The 17,328-nt window shown below is 42.9% G+C and carries 18 protein-coding genes and 1 other annotated feature; of the genes, 15 read left to right on the top strand and 3 right to left on the bottom strand.

The window, feature by feature from the left end; genetic code table 11:
• Positions 1-82: 82 nt before the first annotated feature.
• From thiD to P8610_RS03995, 9 genes are all read left to right on the top strand, one after another.
• Positions 83-895 (top strand): bifunctional hydroxymethylpyrimidine kinase/phosphomethylpyrimidine kinase, encoded by an 813-nt coding sequence (thiD, locus tag P8610_RS04035; RefSeq protein ID WP_394603600.1) that lies wholly within the window; start codon positions 83-85, stop codon positions 893-895.
• A complete protein-coding gene (thiM, locus tag P8610_RS04030) occupies positions 882-1,784 on the top strand; it encodes a hydroxyethylthiazole kinase (RefSeq protein WP_394603184.1) in 903 nt (300 codons plus the stop codon). The genes thiD and thiM overlap by 14 nt, the downstream gene beginning before the upstream one ends.
• Entirely contained in the window at positions 1,781-2,455 is a 675-nt protein-coding gene (gene thiE / locus P8610_RS04025; protein ID WP_394603183.1) for a thiamine phosphate synthase, read from the top strand. The genes thiM and thiE overlap by 4 nt, the downstream gene beginning before the upstream one ends.
• A gap of 6 nt (positions 2,456-2,461) precedes the next feature.
• Positions 2,462-2,974, top strand: coding sequence for an energy coupling factor transporter S component ThiW (gene thiW, locus P8610_RS04020; protein WP_394603598.1), 513 nt, complete (start codon positions 2,462-2,464; stop codon positions 2,972-2,974).
• A 69-nt stretch (positions 2,975-3,043) separates the two neighbouring features.
• Positions 3,044-3,286 (top strand): hypothetical protein, encoded by a 243-nt coding sequence (locus tag P8610_RS04015; protein WP_394603182.1) that lies wholly within the window; start codon positions 3,044-3,046, stop codon positions 3,284-3,286.
• Positions 3,287-3,475: 189 nt separating this feature from the next.
• Entirely contained in the window at positions 3,476-4,060 is a 585-nt protein-coding gene (locus P8610_RS04010; protein WP_394603181.1) for a winged helix-turn-helix domain-containing protein, read from the top strand.
• Positions 4,057-4,269: a hypothetical protein gene (locus P8610_RS04005; protein ID WP_394603180.1), complete on the top strand. Its 213-nt coding sequence runs from the start codon at positions 4,057-4,059 to the stop codon at positions 4,267-4,269. Before P8610_RS04010 ends, P8610_RS04005 begins: the two co-directional genes overlap by 4 nt.
• Before the next feature lie 16 nt (positions 4,270-4,285).
• Positions 4,286-4,867, top strand: a complete 582-nt coding sequence (gene clpP, locus P8610_RS04000) for an ATP-dependent Clp endopeptidase proteolytic subunit ClpP (RefSeq protein WP_394603179.1) — start codon at positions 4,286-4,288, stop codon at positions 4,865-4,867.
• A 261-nt stretch (positions 4,868-5,128) separates the two neighbouring features.
• On the top strand, positions 5,129-6,367 hold the full coding sequence (locus tag P8610_RS03995; protein WP_394603178.1) for an MFS transporter: 1,239 nt from the start codon (positions 5,129-5,131) through the stop codon (positions 6,365-6,367).
• Positions 6,368-6,486: 119 nt separating this feature from the next.
• Here the strand turns inward: P8610_RS03995 and P8610_RS03990 are convergent, their stop codons facing one another.
• Both P8610_RS03990 and P8610_RS03985 read right to left on the bottom strand, forming a co-directional pair.
• Positions 6,487-7,341: a DUF1206 domain-containing protein gene (locus P8610_RS03990; protein WP_394603177.1), complete on the bottom strand. Its 855-nt coding sequence runs from the start codon at positions 7,339-7,341 to the stop codon at positions 6,487-6,489.
• Positions 7,342-7,360: 19 nt separating this feature from the next.
• A complete protein-coding gene (locus tag P8610_RS03985; RefSeq protein WP_394603176.1) occupies positions 7,361-8,449 on the bottom strand; it encodes an AI-2E family transporter in 1,089 nt (362 codons plus the stop codon).
• A 154-nt stretch (positions 8,450-8,603) separates the two neighbouring features.
• Between P8610_RS03985 and P8610_RS03980 the strand changes: the two genes are divergently transcribed.
• The 5 genes from P8610_RS03980 to P8610_RS03960 all read left to right on the top strand — a co-directional run bounded on the left by P8610_RS03980 (position 8,604) and on the right by P8610_RS03960 (position 13,829).
• Positions 8,604-9,620, top strand: coding sequence for a LacI family DNA-binding transcriptional regulator (locus tag P8610_RS03980; protein ID WP_394603175.1), 1,017 nt, complete (start codon positions 8,604-8,606; stop codon positions 9,618-9,620).
• Positions 9,621-9,710: 90 nt separating this feature from the next.
• Positions 9,711-10,433, top strand: a complete 723-nt coding sequence (locus P8610_RS03975) for a ThuA domain-containing protein (protein ID WP_394603174.1) — start codon at positions 9,711-9,713, stop codon at positions 10,431-10,433.
• Between the two features lie 339 nt (positions 10,434-10,772).
• Positions 10,773-11,807 carry a Gfo/Idh/MocA family protein gene (locus tag P8610_RS03970; RefSeq protein WP_394603173.1) on the top strand — a complete coding sequence of 345 codons (1,035 nt, stop codon included), beginning with the start codon at positions 10,773-10,775 and terminating at the stop codon, positions 11,805-11,807.
• Positions 11,804-12,859 carry a Gfo/Idh/MocA family protein gene (locus P8610_RS03965; protein WP_394603172.1) on the top strand — a complete coding sequence of 352 codons (1,056 nt, stop codon included), beginning with the start codon at positions 11,804-11,806 and terminating at the stop codon, positions 12,857-12,859. Before P8610_RS03970 ends, P8610_RS03965 begins: the two co-directional genes overlap by 4 nt.
• 1 nt (position 12,860) lies before the next feature.
• On the top strand, positions 12,861-13,829 hold the full coding sequence (locus P8610_RS03960; RefSeq protein WP_394603171.1) for a sugar phosphate isomerase/epimerase family protein: 969 nt from the start codon (positions 12,861-12,863) through the stop codon (positions 13,827-13,829).
• 133 nt (positions 13,830-13,962) lie between these two features.
• On the opposite strand, the gene P8610_RS03955 is transcribed toward P8610_RS03960, so the two are convergent.
• Positions 13,963-15,366, bottom strand: coding sequence for a LysM peptidoglycan-binding domain-containing protein (locus P8610_RS03955; RefSeq protein WP_394603170.1), 1,404 nt, complete (start codon positions 15,364-15,366; stop codon positions 13,963-13,965).
• 212 nt (positions 15,367-15,578) lie between these two features.
• Positions 15,579-15,792, top strand: a binding site (T-box leader).
• Positions 15,793-15,839: 47 nt separating this feature from the next.
• Here P8610_RS03955 and proS point away from each other — a divergent pair.
• Complete coding sequence (gene proS, locus P8610_RS03950) at positions 15,840-17,270, top strand: proline--tRNA ligase (protein ID WP_394603169.1); 1,431 nt, start codon at positions 15,840-15,842, stop codon at positions 17,268-17,270.
• Positions 17,271-17,328: the final 58 nt, after the last annotated feature.

Raw genomic sequence — 17,328 nt, 5'->3', positions numbered from 1 at the left:
ATGAATCTGTAATGGCCACCCGCTAATAATCTTGCGGGTGGCTTTTTGTATGTAATAAGGAGGCGATATTGTGGCACAGCTGATAAAAGTAAGTAAAGCACTGACCATTGCAGGATCAGACAGCGGTGGAGGAGCAGGTATTCAAGCAGATCTGAAAACGTTCCAAGAGTTTGGAGTTTATGGAATGTCTGTTATTACAGCAGTAACGGCTCAGAACACGGTTGGCGTTCAAGGGGTGTTTCCTGTTTCGTTAGAGGGACTGGAGGCTCAGCTGCGTTCGATTGGAAGTGATTTGAAACCTCATGCTGTAAAGACAGGCATGTTGTTTTCCGGAGAGTACATCGAAAGAACAGTTTATTATATTGAAAAATTTGGATGGAACAACGTGGTTGTCGATCCGGTCATGATCGCAAAAGGCGGTGCCACTCTCTTAGGAGAGGAAGCAATTCATGCGATGAAAACGTATATGCTGCCGATTGCAAAAGTCATCACCCCTAACATTCCTGAAGCAGAAGCCTTAACAGGGATCAAGATAGATTGTGAGGAAGCAAGAGCAGAAGCGGCAAAAGTGCTGTTTGATGGTGGTGCTGATTATGTCGTAATAAAAGGCGGTCACTTCGACAGCGGGGAGTATGTTTCTGATCTTCTGTATAACGGTGTTGAGAGGGTTGAACTTGTAGAAAAGCGTGTTAACACGAAAAATACACACGGAACAGGATGTACCTTCTCTGCAGCCATTACAGCAGAGCTGGCTTACGGGAAGAAAGCTGAGAGTGCAATTGAGCATGCGAAGAAGTTTATTCAAAACGCAATAGCACATGGGATAGAAGTCGGTTCAGGTCATGGACCAGTTAATCATTTTGCTTATAGGAGGATTGCACATGAACAATACTAGAGTTCAAGAATGGAAGGCGTTTGTAGCTGACGTTAGAAAAGAAAAGCCGCTTGTACATCACATTACCAATAACGTTACAATGAATTTCCTTGCAAATGGTGTACTTGCTGCTGGAGGAAGCCCAATGATGGTTCATGACGCACGTGAAGTAGAAGAAGCTGTAGGGGTTGCAGACGCATTAGTGTTGAACATCGGGACGCTCGATGAACCAACTGCCAAGTCTATGATTCTAGCTTGTAGAAAAGCGATGCAGAGGGGTGTACCAGTCGTACTCGATCCAGTAGGAATTGGACTGTCCGCTTTCCGCCAAGAAGTGGTTAATGAGATATTATCAGAATATTCACAATTGAAGGGGGTCTGGCCCCAAACAATTCTGACAATTTGCGGAAACGCTGCAGAGATACAATTTCTTGCTAAAGGAGACTGGACAGGCAAGGGCGTTGATGGCGAAATCGGTGGACTAGGAAGCTCTGAAGAAGACTTGATTAAACTTGCTTCGGCGGCTGCAAAACAAACGGGGTGTCTCATCGCGATGACCGGAGAGAAGGATGTCATTTCTGATGGTGAGAAATCAATAATACTTTCTCATGGTGATCCCATGCTAGCTTTTGTTACAGGTACAGGCTGCTTTGCAACCTCCATTGTGGCTTTATATCAGGCGAATCGAAAAGAGGCACGGACCCAGACACTTTCCATTCTGGATCGGACAGCTTTAGCGATTCTCATGCTCACAAAAGCAGCTGAGGAAGCAGTAAAGACAGCAAAGGGACCGGGGAGCTTTCAGCAGAACCTTATTGATCAGCTGTTTGTATTAGAGAGCACGCCCGAAATCTGGCAAGGTTCAATCAACTGGAGAGATCACACTTTAACGGAGGAAGCAAGAATATGAGGACTTCTTTAAATGCAGAGGTAAAACAGCAGCTTTCCCTTTATTTTGTGGCTGGAACGATGAACTGTAATTCGCCGGCAGCTTTTGAACGCATTCTTTTACAAGCGATTCGAGGTGGTATTACTGCATTTCAGTTTAGGGAAAAAGGAGCGAACTGTTTAAGTGGTGAAAAGCGTTTTGAAATAGCTATTCGTGCAAAAAAGGTTTGCAGAGAACACGGAGTGCTTTTTATCGTAAATGACGATTTGGAGTTAATGAAAACCGTCGATGCTGATGGACTTCATGTGGGACAGAAAGACGGAGACTTAAAGACAATACGGCATGAAACAAAAGGTAAAATTCTTGGTGTTTCTGCTCATACACTGGCAGAAGCGGAAGATGCCGTTTCACATGGTGCAGATTATCTTGGGGTTGGTCCAATCTATCAAACTGCTTCAAAAGAGGATGCTGAAGAACCTGTAGGTGTAGAACTAATCAAGGAACTTCTCATGAATAATATCAACCTGCCTCTTGTTGGAATTGGTGGCATCACGATTGACAATGCAAATGAGGTGATTCAGGCTGGTGCTGATGGTGCCGCAGTTATTTCGGCAATAAGCGGTATGGATAACCCTGAAGAAGCATCAAGGAAAATGATTGATGTTATTCAGTCAGCGAAGAGAGGTGAGTAAGTGAAGATATCTGTTCAGAAACTTACTCTTATGGCGATGCTGGTAGCGATCGGTACATTGTCTTCTCATGTTTTTTGGATTCCTGCTGGTGTTGCAAAAGCTTTTCCAGTTCAGCATGCGATTAATGTTATTGCTGGTGTAACACTCGGATCGTTTCCAGCTATGGTGGTCGCGTTTAGCATAGGTTTACTGCGCAATTTGTTTGGTGTCGGTTCATTGCTTGCCTTTCCAGGGGGCATGATCGGAGCGTTAGCAGCGGGGTATTTTTATATGAAGGGAAGAAGATATTTTTTTGCTGCAATCGGAGAATGGATAGGGACGGGCATAATTGGAGCTCTAGTGGCAGTGCCTGTTGCTACATACTTATTAGGTTCCAAAACAGGAGCGTTCTTTTTTGTAGCACCTTTCCTTTTGAGTTCTGTAATTGGCGGACTGCTAGGATGGATCATACTGCGTGTCCTTCATAAAAATACACCATCAGGGAACTGGGTAAAGGAAAAACAAGGAAAACCTGTATAAAGATAAGCACCGAATAGGCCTCTGCACCGTACACTGTGTATTATCAACCGGTGAAAGGGGGCCTTTTGTTTGATGAAAAAACGACCAAAACACTGGGTGTATACGGAGATGGTGCTCATGTTCCTTGGACTGCTGCTCGCCATCTATAACGGAAAAACGTGGGAGAGCCCCACCGTATTGTTTTCGATCTTAACGGTTATCTTTTTATTTCGTGCGGTAGAACGAAAGATATTTAATCAAAAAACTGAATTTTGGTTAAATGCAGGAATGGCGGTAATCTTCTTGATACTAGGTGCAATACCGCTTTTATAGCGAAGAAAAGCAGGCTGGAAGTTACAGGACAGTCTGTTTTTTTATGTCCTTAATAGGCAAACGTATATTTTGCTAAATTCTTTGACATAATGAAGGGTGACGTAATAAAATGATTTTACGTAAAGAATAATTTTTATGTAAGAATAATATGGTTAAAGTGAGGTGATGAAAGTGAAGAGGAATCAAAGCATGCCTGAAACTTTTATCGTCACAGAGCCCGAACAAGCGGCTGCCCTTCTGCATCCAGTCCGATCAGAAATCATAAGCTTGTTGAAGAATCCGCAATCTGCGACAGAGCTATCAAAGAAAATGAACGATTCCGCTCAAAAAGTGAACTATCATCTTAAGGCTTTGGAAAAAGTAGGGCTTGTTGTTCGTGCGGGTACAAGGAATGTAAGAAATCTTGTAGAAGTTCTATATGTAAGTGCCGGAAGGTCATTTTTATTATCAGATTCATTAGGACTTTCTTCAGAAACAATCAAGAAGCTTCAAGACCAAACCGCTCTCGCTCACGTATTATCACTTACAGAAAAAATAAAAAGGGATGCAGTTTCTCTTATGGAGCAGGTGGACGAAGAAGAAATCCCAAGTGCTGTAATGGAGATGGAGCTCTCACTTTCAGGTGTTAAAAATCGGAATGCTTTTCTGCAAGACTATACAGACATGCTGACTGCTCTGATTCAAAAGCATCACAGACCTATTCAAGAAAATGCTAAAACGTATCATGTTTCAATGGCCATGTATCCAAAACCTGAAGGAGGCGGGACAACGTGAAGAAGGACAACAAAAAGACGGTTACACCGATTAAACGAGATGAAACAGCTAGTGATGAGTCGAATGTATTGCCTGTGAAAACGGAAGTACAGGTGGAAGGGGCAGAAAATCAGCAAGAGCCGGCTAAAATCATCTTTATCACATCAGGATTTGGAAAAATACATGTACCACATACATCAAACACAAGCCCGATGGCAGTCGCGGCATAACAAGGAGGAAATAATAATGAACTTAATACCTATGGTTGTTGAATCGACTAACCGCGGAGAGCGGTCTTACGATATATATTCGAGACTTTTGAAAGATCGCATCATCATGCTGGGAAGTGCAATTGATGATAACGTGGCAAATTCTATCGTTGCGCAGCTTTTATTCTTAGCAGCAGAAGATCCTGATAAAGATATTTCCATCTACATCAACTCTCCCGGTGGATCCGTTACTGCGGGTCTAGCAATCTATGACACGATGCAGTTTATAAAGCCTGATGTGTCAACCATCTGTATCGGTATGGCAGCTTCAATGGGAGCAGTCTTAATGGTAGCTGGCGCTAAGGGAAAACGTTATGCACTTCCGAACGCAGAAGTAATGATCCACCAGCCACTAGGCGGAACGCAAGGCCAGGCGTCTGATATGGCGATCCACGCGAAGCGCATCCTGCAGACGCGCGAGTTGTTAAATAAAATTATCTCCGATCGCTCTGGTCAGCCGATCGAAAAAGTAGAAAAGGACACGGACCGCGATTATTTCATGTCAGCAGAAGAAGCATTAAAATATGGAATCATTGACAAGGTGATCGAGAAGGTCTAAACCGAGGGATAAATGTATAATGCAAGGATAGAAGCCAGCCCATTATTTTCAGGGCTGGCTTCTTGTTTAGGTTTGGGGGGGCAGTCCCCAAACAATTTATTTCCCACGCGATTTTATGGATTTGTGCTAGGGTGTTTGCTCCATTATACGTGTCGAAATCCTGTATTTTAGTATTGTGCGCGTTGATTATGGTAATCTATTGTAAGTTACATAGATTTGTAGTTACTTAACCAGTAAGCATATAGAAAGAAGGAATGCAGCATGGCAGTACCATCAGAAGAAAAGACGCCAAGCTTAGCGTCTTCACAGCAGAAAACCATTTATTCAATCCTCTTTGCCATCAGTTTTGTCCATCTGTTAAATGATTCAATGCAGGCAGTAATTCCAGCCATTTTTCCTATTTTAGAGAAATCCATGAACTTAACATTTACTCAGCTAGGCTGGATTGCATTTACACTAAACATCACCTCGTCTATCATGCAGCCTGTTATCGGCTGGTATACTGATCGTACGACATCACCTTATTTGCTGCCATTTGGAATGATGGCTAGCTTGATAGGTATGCTTGGCATTGCACTTGCGGATTCGTTTTACCTTATTATTATCTCCGTGATCGGTATTGGACTGGGAAGTGCTGTTTTCCATCCAGAAGGGTCGCGTGTGGCATATATGGCAGCAGGCAACCGCCGAGGATTAGCACAATCGATTTATCAAGTAGGAGGAAATACAGGGAGTTCACTCGCACCTGTTATGACTGCACTTGTTTTTGTTCCGCTCGGTCAGTTTGGGGCTGTGTGGTTTACCTCATTAGCGGCGATCGCCATTTTCGTGTTGTTTTATGTTTCAGGCTGGTACGCGAAGCAGCTTGTTCATTTTCCCCGTGTAAAGAAACAGACGGGAGAGAAAAAGGCGATTGATAAGAAAAGAAAGAATCAAGTGATCGGAGCGATGGCACTCCTCGTCTTTTTAGTGTTTGCAAGGTCGTGGTATTTTTCGGGAATCGGCAACTATTATCAGTTTTACTTGATTCAGGATTACGGCTTATCAATACGGCAAGCTCAAGTTTATTTATTCGTTTTTATGGCGTCAGGCGTGCTTGGAACATTCTTTGGCGGACCGATTGCTGACCGATTAGGAAAACGAAACATGATCTTCTGGTCGATGGTCGGAACAGCACCACTGGCACTTCTTTTGCCGCACGTAGGTTTATGGGCTGTCATACCTTTGTTCTTCGTCATCGGCTTTATCTTAAATACGAGCTTTTCGGTTACCGTCGTTTATGCTCAAGAACTCGTGCCAGGAAGAATCGGGATGGTGTCAGGGTTAATTGTAGGACTAGCTTTTGGTATGGGTGCACTCGGTTCTGTTGTACTCGGTAAAATCGCGGACCTTACTAGTATCTCTAACACGATGCTCTTAATCAGCTTCTTGCCGTTGTTAGGGCTGTTAACGGTCATGCTGCCAACAGATAAGACGCTTGAGAAGTGGTCGAAAGAATAAAAAAGGGGTCTGACCCCATACAAATACAAATTCATTAAATTTGTATTTGTCAGAAACACAAAAAATCCTTGTCTCTATTCAGAGACAAGGATTTTTCTATACCACTGCTTAACCGCCATTTAACCACTATTTAATCGCCTATACCTGGCACTTGCAAACATAAAAACTCCGTATGAAACAAAGCCAAGAGAGACTATAGCGAGCAGTACAGGACCGAACGGCTGGGCTGAAAGTTCAAGCAGCGCTCCGTCCAAACCGCGTGTCTCTTCAGGGTCTGCCAGTACAGCGGTTCGGATAAGAAAGAACGCAATAATCATAAATACAATCCCTCGTGCGGCCATTCCAAACGTCCCTATATATCCGCTCCATTTCCATTCTTTTTTGTTCATCTCATTTTTTTTCAAATCACGCTTGAAACGGTGGGAAAAGGCACGGTGTAAAAATACAACTCCAATGATCCCGAATACGAGCCCTCCAATAGCGATTAATAACTGTCCGAATGGCTGCGAAAGCATCTCTGCAGAGAGAGTTTGGTATGTTTTATCTGAAGACTCAGCTCTGGCACGAAATAAGATTCGTAGTGAACTGATGCACATCGCGATATATACACCAGCAATAATTAAATAACTTAAGCGGCTAAACCATCTCTTCCAGCTGTGATTGACACACTCTGGATCAAAAACAGCTTTAACGAGCTGCCAAAACGCATACGCACTTAAGCCGATAGAGAGCACAATTAATAATACGGGTCCGAAAGGCTGCTGAGCGATTGTATAAAGAGCTCCATTTGAACTTGCTTCATTCGGATGTTTTCCAGTGGACATAATCAAAGCAAGAATACCGATGATGACATAAACGATTCCTTTGGAAAGATAACCGACACGAGCAAAACGGTGCACCCATGGCCGGCATGATTCAAAACGATTCCATATCTTATCTTTTAACGTAATTTCCTTAACAAATGGCTGTTTCACGGTGAACACGCTTCTCCTTTCAGAGCAGATTGCTTCTCGACTCTGGTGGATTGTATAACAGATAAATGCGGTATAGATTGCTGATAATTGTTTTTGTAACGGCATAAGCCGGGATTGCTAAAAGCAAGCCGATAAAACCGAACGCTGCACCAGCCATGAGCACGACTAAGATGATTGTAAGCGGATGGATGCGAAGCTGTTTTCCCATAATCTGCGGTGATAAAATGTTACCCTCCACTTGTTGAACAACAAGGGTAACAAGCGCGACTTTTATGGCCATGAAAGGGTCCTGAATCAACCCGACCAGAAGCGCAGGGAACACGCCGATAAATGGTCCTAAAAACGGTATAACATTTGTTAGTACGGCAAACAGAGCAAGAACAAGCGCGAACTTAAGTCCGATCAACAAGTAACCGGCATACATGAAAATACCTACAAAAAAAGCCACGAGTACTTGTCCCTTAATGTATGATGACAGCGTAGAGTCGATATCTCTTAATATTGCTGCCACATCATGTTCCATATGATGCGGCACAAGTCTCAAGAAGTAGTTAAAGAACTTTTTATCATCAAGCAATAGGTAAAATAGGATAAAAGGCACTACTAAAAGCACCAAGGCAATATTTGTCAGCGTCGTGACGAGTGCAATAACATCTTTTGAAACAGAACTTGTGAACTTTTCAAGGCGCTGTGTGGCTAACTTTGCGACTTGCGTACTGTCGATAAAAGATTTCTTGGACCCTGTGATCATCGTTCCTGTTTTTTCAGTAGCTTCTCCGATTTTTTTAGGGAAATCGTCCGTTATGTTCGTTAGCTGATCGGCAATAATAGGAACAGCAACCGTTGCAATACCCGAAATCGATAAAATCAATCCAAGAAGAACAGCTAAGATAGCAACAAACTTTGGAACCTTTTTCTTAATTAAATATCGGATCAGGGGTCTTAACAAATAATAAAGCAGACTCGCAATAAATACTGGAAAGAAGACACTTGAAATGACGAGATAAAGGAAGTCAAGCAGGTAATCGATTTTTCCTAGCAAAAAAAGAATAGTAAGCAATAGTACGGATCCTGCGGCGTACTTGAAGAATGAGTGCTGATACCACATAAAAAAGTGACCTCCATTTCTTAATAGTAGTCTTTTCCCTTTTTAAAAAACTGTAATCTTTTTTTATGAATAAATAATTGACTTTTTTGCGGAGCGCTGATAGATTGTAAGTGTAAATGTAAACGTTTACGTAACAAGAAAGCAGGTAGATGTTTTGAATCCGACAATTAAAGATGTGGCCAAACATGCCAACGTTTCAATTGCAACTGTTTCTCGGATTGTAAACGGGCTGCCAGGCTATTCGGAGGAAACGAAGAAGAAAGTGCAGCAATCTATTGAGGTACTTGGCTATCAGCCTAACGCGATAGCACGCGGACTTATAAACAAGCGCACACAAACGATCGGCGTGTTGTTTCCCGAGGTGTCTGGAATGCTTTCCTCAGAAGTTCTTGAAGGTGTCGAGAACGCCGCGCATGACGGAGGATTCAGCGTCATCGTGTGCAATACGACTTCAAGCGGAAAGCGAACCGTGAAATACCTCAGGCTTCTTCAGGAAAAAAGGGTAGATGGCATCATATTCGCTTCAGAAGATGTGAAGGAAGAGTATTATAAAATCTTTCAAGAGATGCAGGTGCCCGTCGTACTTGTTTCAACGGCATCAACTCATTATAAGCTGCCTTTCGTTCGAGTTAACGATTATGAAGGTGCTTATGAAGCCACAGAGTATTTAATTCAAAAAGGGCATACGGAGATTGGAATGATCGGCGGTAGTCATCACGACCCGATCGCGGGAGTTCCGAGAATGCAAGGATTTAAAGAAGCCCTTCAAAAGCATGGTCTTCCTTTTTCAGAGAATCATGTGACAACGAATGAAGGATATCGTTTTCAGAACGGAAAAGAATCATTACCGTTTCTGCTAAAAAAACTTCCCAAAATGACCGCGTTGTTTGCAGCGAGTGATGAGATGGCGATTGGCGCTATGTCAGCTGCTCATGAGCTGGGAATTAAGGTGCCTGAAGAATTATCGATCATCGGATACGATAATTTGAAGATCGGTGAGATGTGTTATCCTGCATTAACAACGGTATCTCAGCCGCTAAAAGACATGGGGCAGACAGCAGGAGAAATATTAGTCAATTTGATTAAAGGTGAACAAAAAGAAGCAGAAAGCCGTTACATGCCTTTTTCAATAATCGAAAGGCAATCCGTCAGTGATTTAAATGACAAGTAAAAAACGGGTTATCCGAAAGCTTCATTTTTATTTAAGAAATACGTAAACGTTTACGTAAAACGCTTACACATATATAGGAGGAAATCATAAATGGTTAAAGTTACAGTTTGGAATGAGAATCGTCACGAGCAAAAAAATCCAGTCGTTAAAGAAATTTATCCAAAGGGAATTCATGGTGCGATCCAAGAGTTCTTGGAAAACGCAGGTCATGATGTAAATACAGCGACGTTAGATGAGGCAGAACACGGCTTAACAGAAGAAGTATTAAACAACACGGATGTTCTTGTTTGGTGGGGCCACTTAGCACACGACGAAGTGGAAGATGAAATCGTTAATAAAGTGTATCAGCGTGTACTTGACGGAATGGGATTGCTTGTATTGCACTCTGGCCACTTCTCTAAAATCTTTAAAAAGCTGATGGGTACTTCATGTGACCTGAAATGGCGTGAAGCCGATGAAAAAGAACGCATCTGGATCGTAAATCCGAGCCACCCAGTAGCAAACGGACTTGGTGAATACATCGAACTTGAAAAAGAAGAAATGTATGGCGAGCACTTTGATATCCCAGCTCCAGACGATTTAGTGTTTGTGAGCTGGTTTGAAGGCGGGGAAGTGTTCCGATCTGGAGCAGCTTACAACCGTGGAAAAGGGAAGGTCTTCTATTTCCGTCCAGGACATGAAACGTATCCAACGTATTACAACGAAGGCGTACAAAAAGTGATCACGAATGCTGTTTCATTCTTAGCGCCATCTGGCAGCGAAGCGCCAAAGTATGGGAACGCAAAGCCTCTTGAAGCGATTGGGGCTAAATAATATTAACTGAACCATGATGTCCTTGAGAGAGGTTGATTTACGCTCCAGGTGCTCGCTTTCCGCGGGGCAGGCGGTGAGCCCCTTGCCGCTATGCGCCATTAAGGGTCTCACCTGACCGCTTCAAGGAAGTAATCTTGCTCCTGCGTCTACATGTTTTTGCTACCGTAGTAAGCTTCCTCGTCGCATGCCTTGCGAGAAGTTTCTCAGGTGGTAGGCACGCACCTTGCGCTACAATCAACAAGCCAAGGTGCATTATTAGTAATTCTTTAGTAGCAACAATAGCAGCCTATTAGTAGAGAGCCAAAATAAAAAATGATTCATTCCGAGGAGGAACTAAACATGACAGTTAAAGTTGGAATTATTGGATGCGGAAGTATTGCACAGCACCGCCACTTGCCAGAATATGCTTCAAATCAGGATGTTGAAATTGTAGCCGTTTGTGACGTTGTTCAAGAACGTGCTGAGGCCGCACAAGCGGTGTATGGAGGAAAGATTTTTACGGATTACAATGAACTGCTTGCACTTGAAGAAGTAGAAGCTGTGAGTGTATGTACTCCAAACTACCTGCACGCACCGATTTCAATCGCTGCTCTGAATGCAGGGAAACACGTTTTATGTGAAAAACCAATGGCAACATCTCTACAAGAAGCAGAAGAGATGATTGCAGCAGCGGAGAAAAGCGGCAAAACACTAATGATCGGTCATAATCAGCGTTTCGTTCCAGCTCACCAAAAAGCGCGTGAGATCATTGCTGCGGGTGAGCTAGGAAAAGTATACAGCTTCCGTACAGCATTTGGACATCCAGGACCTGAAGGCTGGAGTGTTGACGGTGCGAGCAGCTGGTTCTTCAAAAAAGATGAAGCGTTTATCGGCGCGATGGGTGACCTCGGCGTTCATAAAACAGACTTGATCCGATACATTTTAGGTGAAGAGATTGCAGAAGTTGGTGCTTTTGTAGAAACGAGCGCAAAGGAGTTTGCATCTGTTGATGATACAGCGGTTTGTGTGCTGAAAACAGAGAGCGGCATCATTGGAACACTAGCAGCAAGCTGGTCATATACGGCAAAAGAAGACAACTCTACGATCATTTATGGTGAAAAAGGAATTCTTCGTTTAGAAGATGATCCACAATATTCACTTGTCGCACAATATACGAATGGCTCGATCGTTCGCTTTGAACTTGGTGCGATTCAAACAAACGAGAATCAGTCCAATTCACATGTGGTTGACCACTTTATTGAAGCAGTTGAATCTGGTAAAGCACCGCTTATTACAGGAGAAGAAGGCAAGCGCTCATTAGCTGTCATTCTAGCTGCACTAGAGTCTAACGATAAGAAAACGATCGAAAAAGTTAAAACAGGAGTTCACGCATGAAACTAAGAGTTGGGATCATCGGGGCTGGCGGTATTGCACAAGGCCGTCATATCCCCGCTTTTCAAAAATTAGGTGATACAGCAGAAGTAACAGCCATTAGCGATGTTAACGTAGATGTCGCAAAAATGGCTGCGGAAAAATTTCACGTACCGAACCATTTTACAAGCTATACAGAGATGTGGCCGCATGTAGATGCAGTTGTCATTTGTACGCCAAACAAGTTTCATAAAGAGATAACAGTTGCAGCACTAGATGCAGGCAAGCACGTTCTTTGTGAAAAACCGATGGCAATGACGGTTGAAGAATGCGATGAGATGGTAGAAGCCCAAAAGCGTTCTGGTAAAGTGCTCTCAATTGCTTATCATTACCGCTACATGAAGGAAGCTCAAGCAGCAAAGCGTGTGATGGAAGCGGGCGAAGTGGGTAAATCGCTTGTCGTTCGTGTCCAAGCATTGAGAAGACGCAAAGTGCCCGGCTGGGGTGTGTTCACAAACAAAGAGCTGCAAGGCGGCGGGAGTTTAATAGACTATGGCTGTCATTTGCTAGATTTGACACTTTGGCTGTTGGATAACCCTGCTGTAAGTGAAGTAACAGGTCAAACGTATAACACGGTTAGCCGTGAAGCAGAACAAGTGAACCAATGGGGTTCATTTGATGCCGAAACGTTTGAGGTTGATGATCATGTGACGGCTTACATTCGCTTAGCAAACGGCGGAACCATTCTGTTTGAAACATCTTGGGCTGCAAACATTCCTGATGATGCAGAATTGCTTCGTATCTCAGGCGACAAAGGGGGCCTTGATGTTTTCCCGTTTGCGGTGAATAAAGCAGTTAACGGAATGATGACAACAACAAAAGCTGACTGGATTCAAGGGGAAGATGACCCAGGTCTGCCACAAGCTCAGAATTTTGTGGATAGTTGTTTAGGAAAAGCAGAGCCTCTTGTGAAGGCTGAAGAAGCGATGAACACATCTCGTGTAATTGAAGCGATCTATGCAAGCAGCTTAATGGGTAAAGGTGTTCAGCTGCAGAATGAAAAAGGAGTGAAGTAGCATGAAACTAGGAGTATTTACCGTTCTCTTTTCACAAAAATCATTTACAGAAATGCTCGACTATGTAAAAGAAGCTGGTGTTCAAGCAGTCGAGATCGGCACAGGAAACTATCCTGGAAACGCGCACTGTCCACTTGACGAACTGCTTGAGAGTGAAGAAAAGCGTGCAGCGTATCTTCATGAAGTGGAGAAGCGCGGATTAACGATCTCAGCGTTCAGCTGTCATGGGAATCCATTATCTCCTGATGAAGCTTTTGCTAAAGAATCACATGAAACGTTTGTAAAAACAGTAGAACTTGCTGGATTAATGAATGTACCTGTTGTGAACTGTTTTTCAGGTGTTCCAGGAGATTCCGAAAATGCTAAGTATCCGAACTGGCCAGTTTCGCCTTGGCCGAACGAATACAGCGATGTCCTGAAGTGGCAATGGGAAGAGAAGCTGATTCCATATTGGCGCACGTGGGGGCAATTTGCAAAAGAGCATGGCGTGAAGATTGGTTTAGAACTTCACGGCGGTTTCTTGGTTCACACTCCATACACGTTGTTAAAACTGCGTGAAGAAACATGTGATGCGATCGGTGCCAACCTTGATCCTTCTCACTTATGGTGGCAAGGAATCGATCCTGTAGCTGCAATCAAAATCTTAGGGAAAGCTGGAGCAATCCACCACTTCCACGCAAAAGACACGTATTTAGATCAAGATAACATCAACATGCACGGCTTAACAGACATGCAGCCATACGGCGCTGTTCAAAACCGTGCATGGAGCTTCCGTTCTGTTGGATGCGGACACTCCGTTCAAGACTGGTCTGACATGATGAGCGCCCTTCGTACGTATGGCTACGACTACGTTGTTAGTATCGAGCATGAAGATCCGATCATGTCGATCGAAGAAGGTTTCGCGCGTGCGGTGAAGAACCTGCAGTCGATTCTAATCGCGGAACAGCCTGCCGAAATGTGGTGGGTGTAGTACAAAAGTAGGGGTCTGACCCCAAACAAATACAATTCACCTTGATTTGTATTTGTGGGGTGCACACCCCTTTGATTAAAGAAAACCAGAAATCTGATTAGCAGATTTCTGGCTTTTTTGTTAAAAACGAAAGCTAAATCTTTCTTACCCGCATGCTATCTCGTATTACCGGCCAGTTTTGAGGGAAGGGAATACCGAGCACCCAAAAGCTTACTCCCCGCAGGTTATAATCAATCGCTGTTTGATACTTCGCCTGCATACTTCTTGCGTCTTCAAACCATACTTCATGTTCTTTGCCTTGATCGTCACGGTATTTAAACCAAGGGGAAGCATCACCTTCATCGAACTCAATGGAGGCATTCATTTTCGCTGCTAGATTAACAGCTGCAACAGGACTTAATGTTTTGGCTTGTGTTCCTTGAACAAAAGGAAGGGTCCAGTCACGTCCGTACGTTGGTACACCCATCATGATTTTTTCGCGAGGGATTACCGTAACCGTATAATCCAATACTTTTTTCACTTCATCAAGTGGTGCGATCGCCATCGCACGGCCGCCTGACCATCCCCACTCATACGTCATGACAACCACAAAATCAACAATCTCACCATGTGCTTTATAGTCATGAGCTTCATACAATAAACCAGGCTGATCTTCTTTGTATTTGGGTGCCAAAGCAGAAGACACGGAATAGCCTAGTGGTTTGTATTTTGCTACCGCACGGCGTAAAAAGTTATTATAGTCTTCTTTATTTTCAGGATAAACATATTCGAAATCAAAGTTAACTCCTCGATAACCTTTTGCTCGCATCGTATTCAATATGTTGTTAAGTACGGTTTCCTGAAGTGAATCACTGTCTAAAATGGTTTTAATTAAATCGGAGTTAAACATATCTCCTTCTATATTAGAAACCCCCATAAGAGGGGCAACTCTGTTGACTCTGGCTGCAGAGATAATTCCTTCATCCTGCAGAGATGTTAATCCGCCCGTTCGTGTAACAGAATAGCTGAACGGTGTGATGTAGGTTAAATATGAACCTACATTTCTAACTTCTGTCTGATTTGCCTCTCCCATGTTAGTCACATAGGAATTTACTTCTTTTACAGGCCGAATGTAAGGTATGGAAAGTCTTGTACCCACGTAGACGAGGTTCGGGTTTGCAATGCGATTTTCTTTTTGCAGATCAGCAACAGATGTTCCGTATCGATTAGCAATCATATATAGTGACTCGCCTTGTTTGACAACATGGATCGGAATATCTATCACTTGACCTACATAAATAACAGAAGCAAGAGGGATGTTGTTCCAACCTATTAAACTTTCAACAGATGTTCCGTAGCGACTAGCTATATCAAAGAGAGTATCACCTGATTGAATTCTATAAGTAGGAAATTCGTTAGGAATTACGAGTGCCTGGCCAATGACAAGCACATTTTGATTTTCAATAGCATTTGTTCTTACTATTGTTGTTATTGAAACGCCATAGCGCTGAGAAATCTTCCAAAGAGAATCACCTCGTTGAACCACATGAATATCCATAAAATTCGCCTCCTTATGCTCTGTAACTAATGTATTTAATCTTAAAGTGAAATATGAAAAATAGAATGGGGGTCAGACCCGGGTCTGACCCCCATTCTACATCAACGTTATACAGTGAAAAAGCACCAACGATCCCCCATATTAATAACCTAAAAAATAATATTTGACAGTTCATGCCAATATCACATATAATTTCAAAAAAACATATCAACAGTGAAACATGGAAGAGGATTAGTACATTGATTTTGTCTTTTAAAGAGAGGGAACTGAATGGTGAAAAGTTCCTACTGACATCCAATCGAACCTGCCTCAGAGTTCTGGATCTTAAACGCGATTAAGATAGCAGCGGTTTGAAACCGTTATCATGAAAGAGTGTAAAGCTATGCTTTGAATTAGGGTGGTACCGCCAAATCTTTGGTCCCTAACGATAAGTATGGCTTTTTTGTTTCCTAAAATAGGAAGGAGCATAAACAATGACAAAGGATTTTGTAAAAGACGTAACCAGCATGAAAGACGATTTTGCACAGTGGTATACCGATGTTGTAACAAAAGCTGAACTTATTGATTACTCAAGTGTTCGCGGATCCATGATTCTCAGACCTTACGGCTATGCGATCTGGGAAAACATCCAAAAGGAGCTCGACAGTCAAATCAAACAAACAGGCCATGAGAATGTATACATGCCGCTATTTATACCAGAAAGCCTGCTTCAAAAGGAAAAAGATCATATAGAAGGGTTTGCACCTGAAGTTGCTTGGGTAACGCATGGCGGGGAAGAAAAGCTGACAGAACGCTTATGTGTCCGCCCGACATCAGAAGTCCTTTTTGCGGAGCATTTTAAAAACATTATCCATTCGTATCGTGATCTTCCAAAGCTATACAACCAGTGGTCAAACGTTGTGAGGTGGGAAAAGACAACAAGACCTTTCCTTCGAACACTCGAATTTCTCTGGCAAGAAGGTCATACGTGCCACGAAACAGATGAAGAGGCACATGAAGAAACGGTACGCATGCTTAACGTATACGCTGAACTATGTGAAGAATATCTCGCCATTCCGGTCATTAAAGGTCAGAAGACAGAAAAAGAAAAGTTTGCTGGAGCAAAATATACCTACACGATTGAAAGTCTCATGCATGACGGAAAAGCCTTACAGTCTGGAACTTCACATCATTTGGGAGACGGGTTTGCAAAAGCTTTTGGCATTGAATTTACGAACAGAGAAGGCAAACTCCAAACTGTGCAGCAGACATCTTGGGGCTTTACGACTAGAATTATCGGGGCAATGATCATGGTTCATGGTGATGACAGAGGACTGGTCGTTCCTCCGAAAATTGCTCCAACTCAACTTATGATTGTACCAATTGCTCAGCATAAAGAAGGCGTCCTCGATTTTGCTTACGACCTAAAAGATAAGCTTTCAAAAAACTTCCGAACAGGAATCGATGTCAGCGATAAGAAACCTGGCTGGAAATTTAACGAATATGAAATGAAAGGGATTCCTCTTCGTTTAGAAGTTGGACCACGGGACATTGAACAGCAGCAGGTTATTTTAGTTCGCCGTGATACGGGAGAAAAACAGACCGTTTTGCTGCAAGATCTAGAAACTCAAGTTCAGCAGATTCTTAACGATATTCAAAATAGTTTGTTTGAAAAAGCAAAAACACATAGAGAAAATCAAACAACTACAGTGACATCATTTGATGATTTTAAAGATAGTCTTGCCCATAAAGGCGGATTCATTAAAGCCATGTGGTGCGGAGATGAAGCGTGTGAAAACTATATTAAAGATGAAACAGGCGCAACATCGAGATGTATGCCATTTGAACAAGAGAAGGTCTCAGAAAAGTGTGTATGTTGTGAACAAGAAGGTAAGCACCTCGTTTATTGGGCTAAAGCTTATTAAATTGTTTGGGGACAGACCCGGGGTCTGTCCCCAATCTTTTTTTGATTAAACTCTATGA

The sequence above is a fragment of the Fictibacillus sp. UD genome (assembly GCF_043558025.1).
Lineage (GTDB): Bacteria > Bacillota > Bacilli > Bacillales > Fictibacillaceae > Fictibacillus.
The sequence above is the reverse complement of the archived record's forward strand: the minus strand, read 5'-3'. Positions and strand labels throughout refer to the sequence as shown.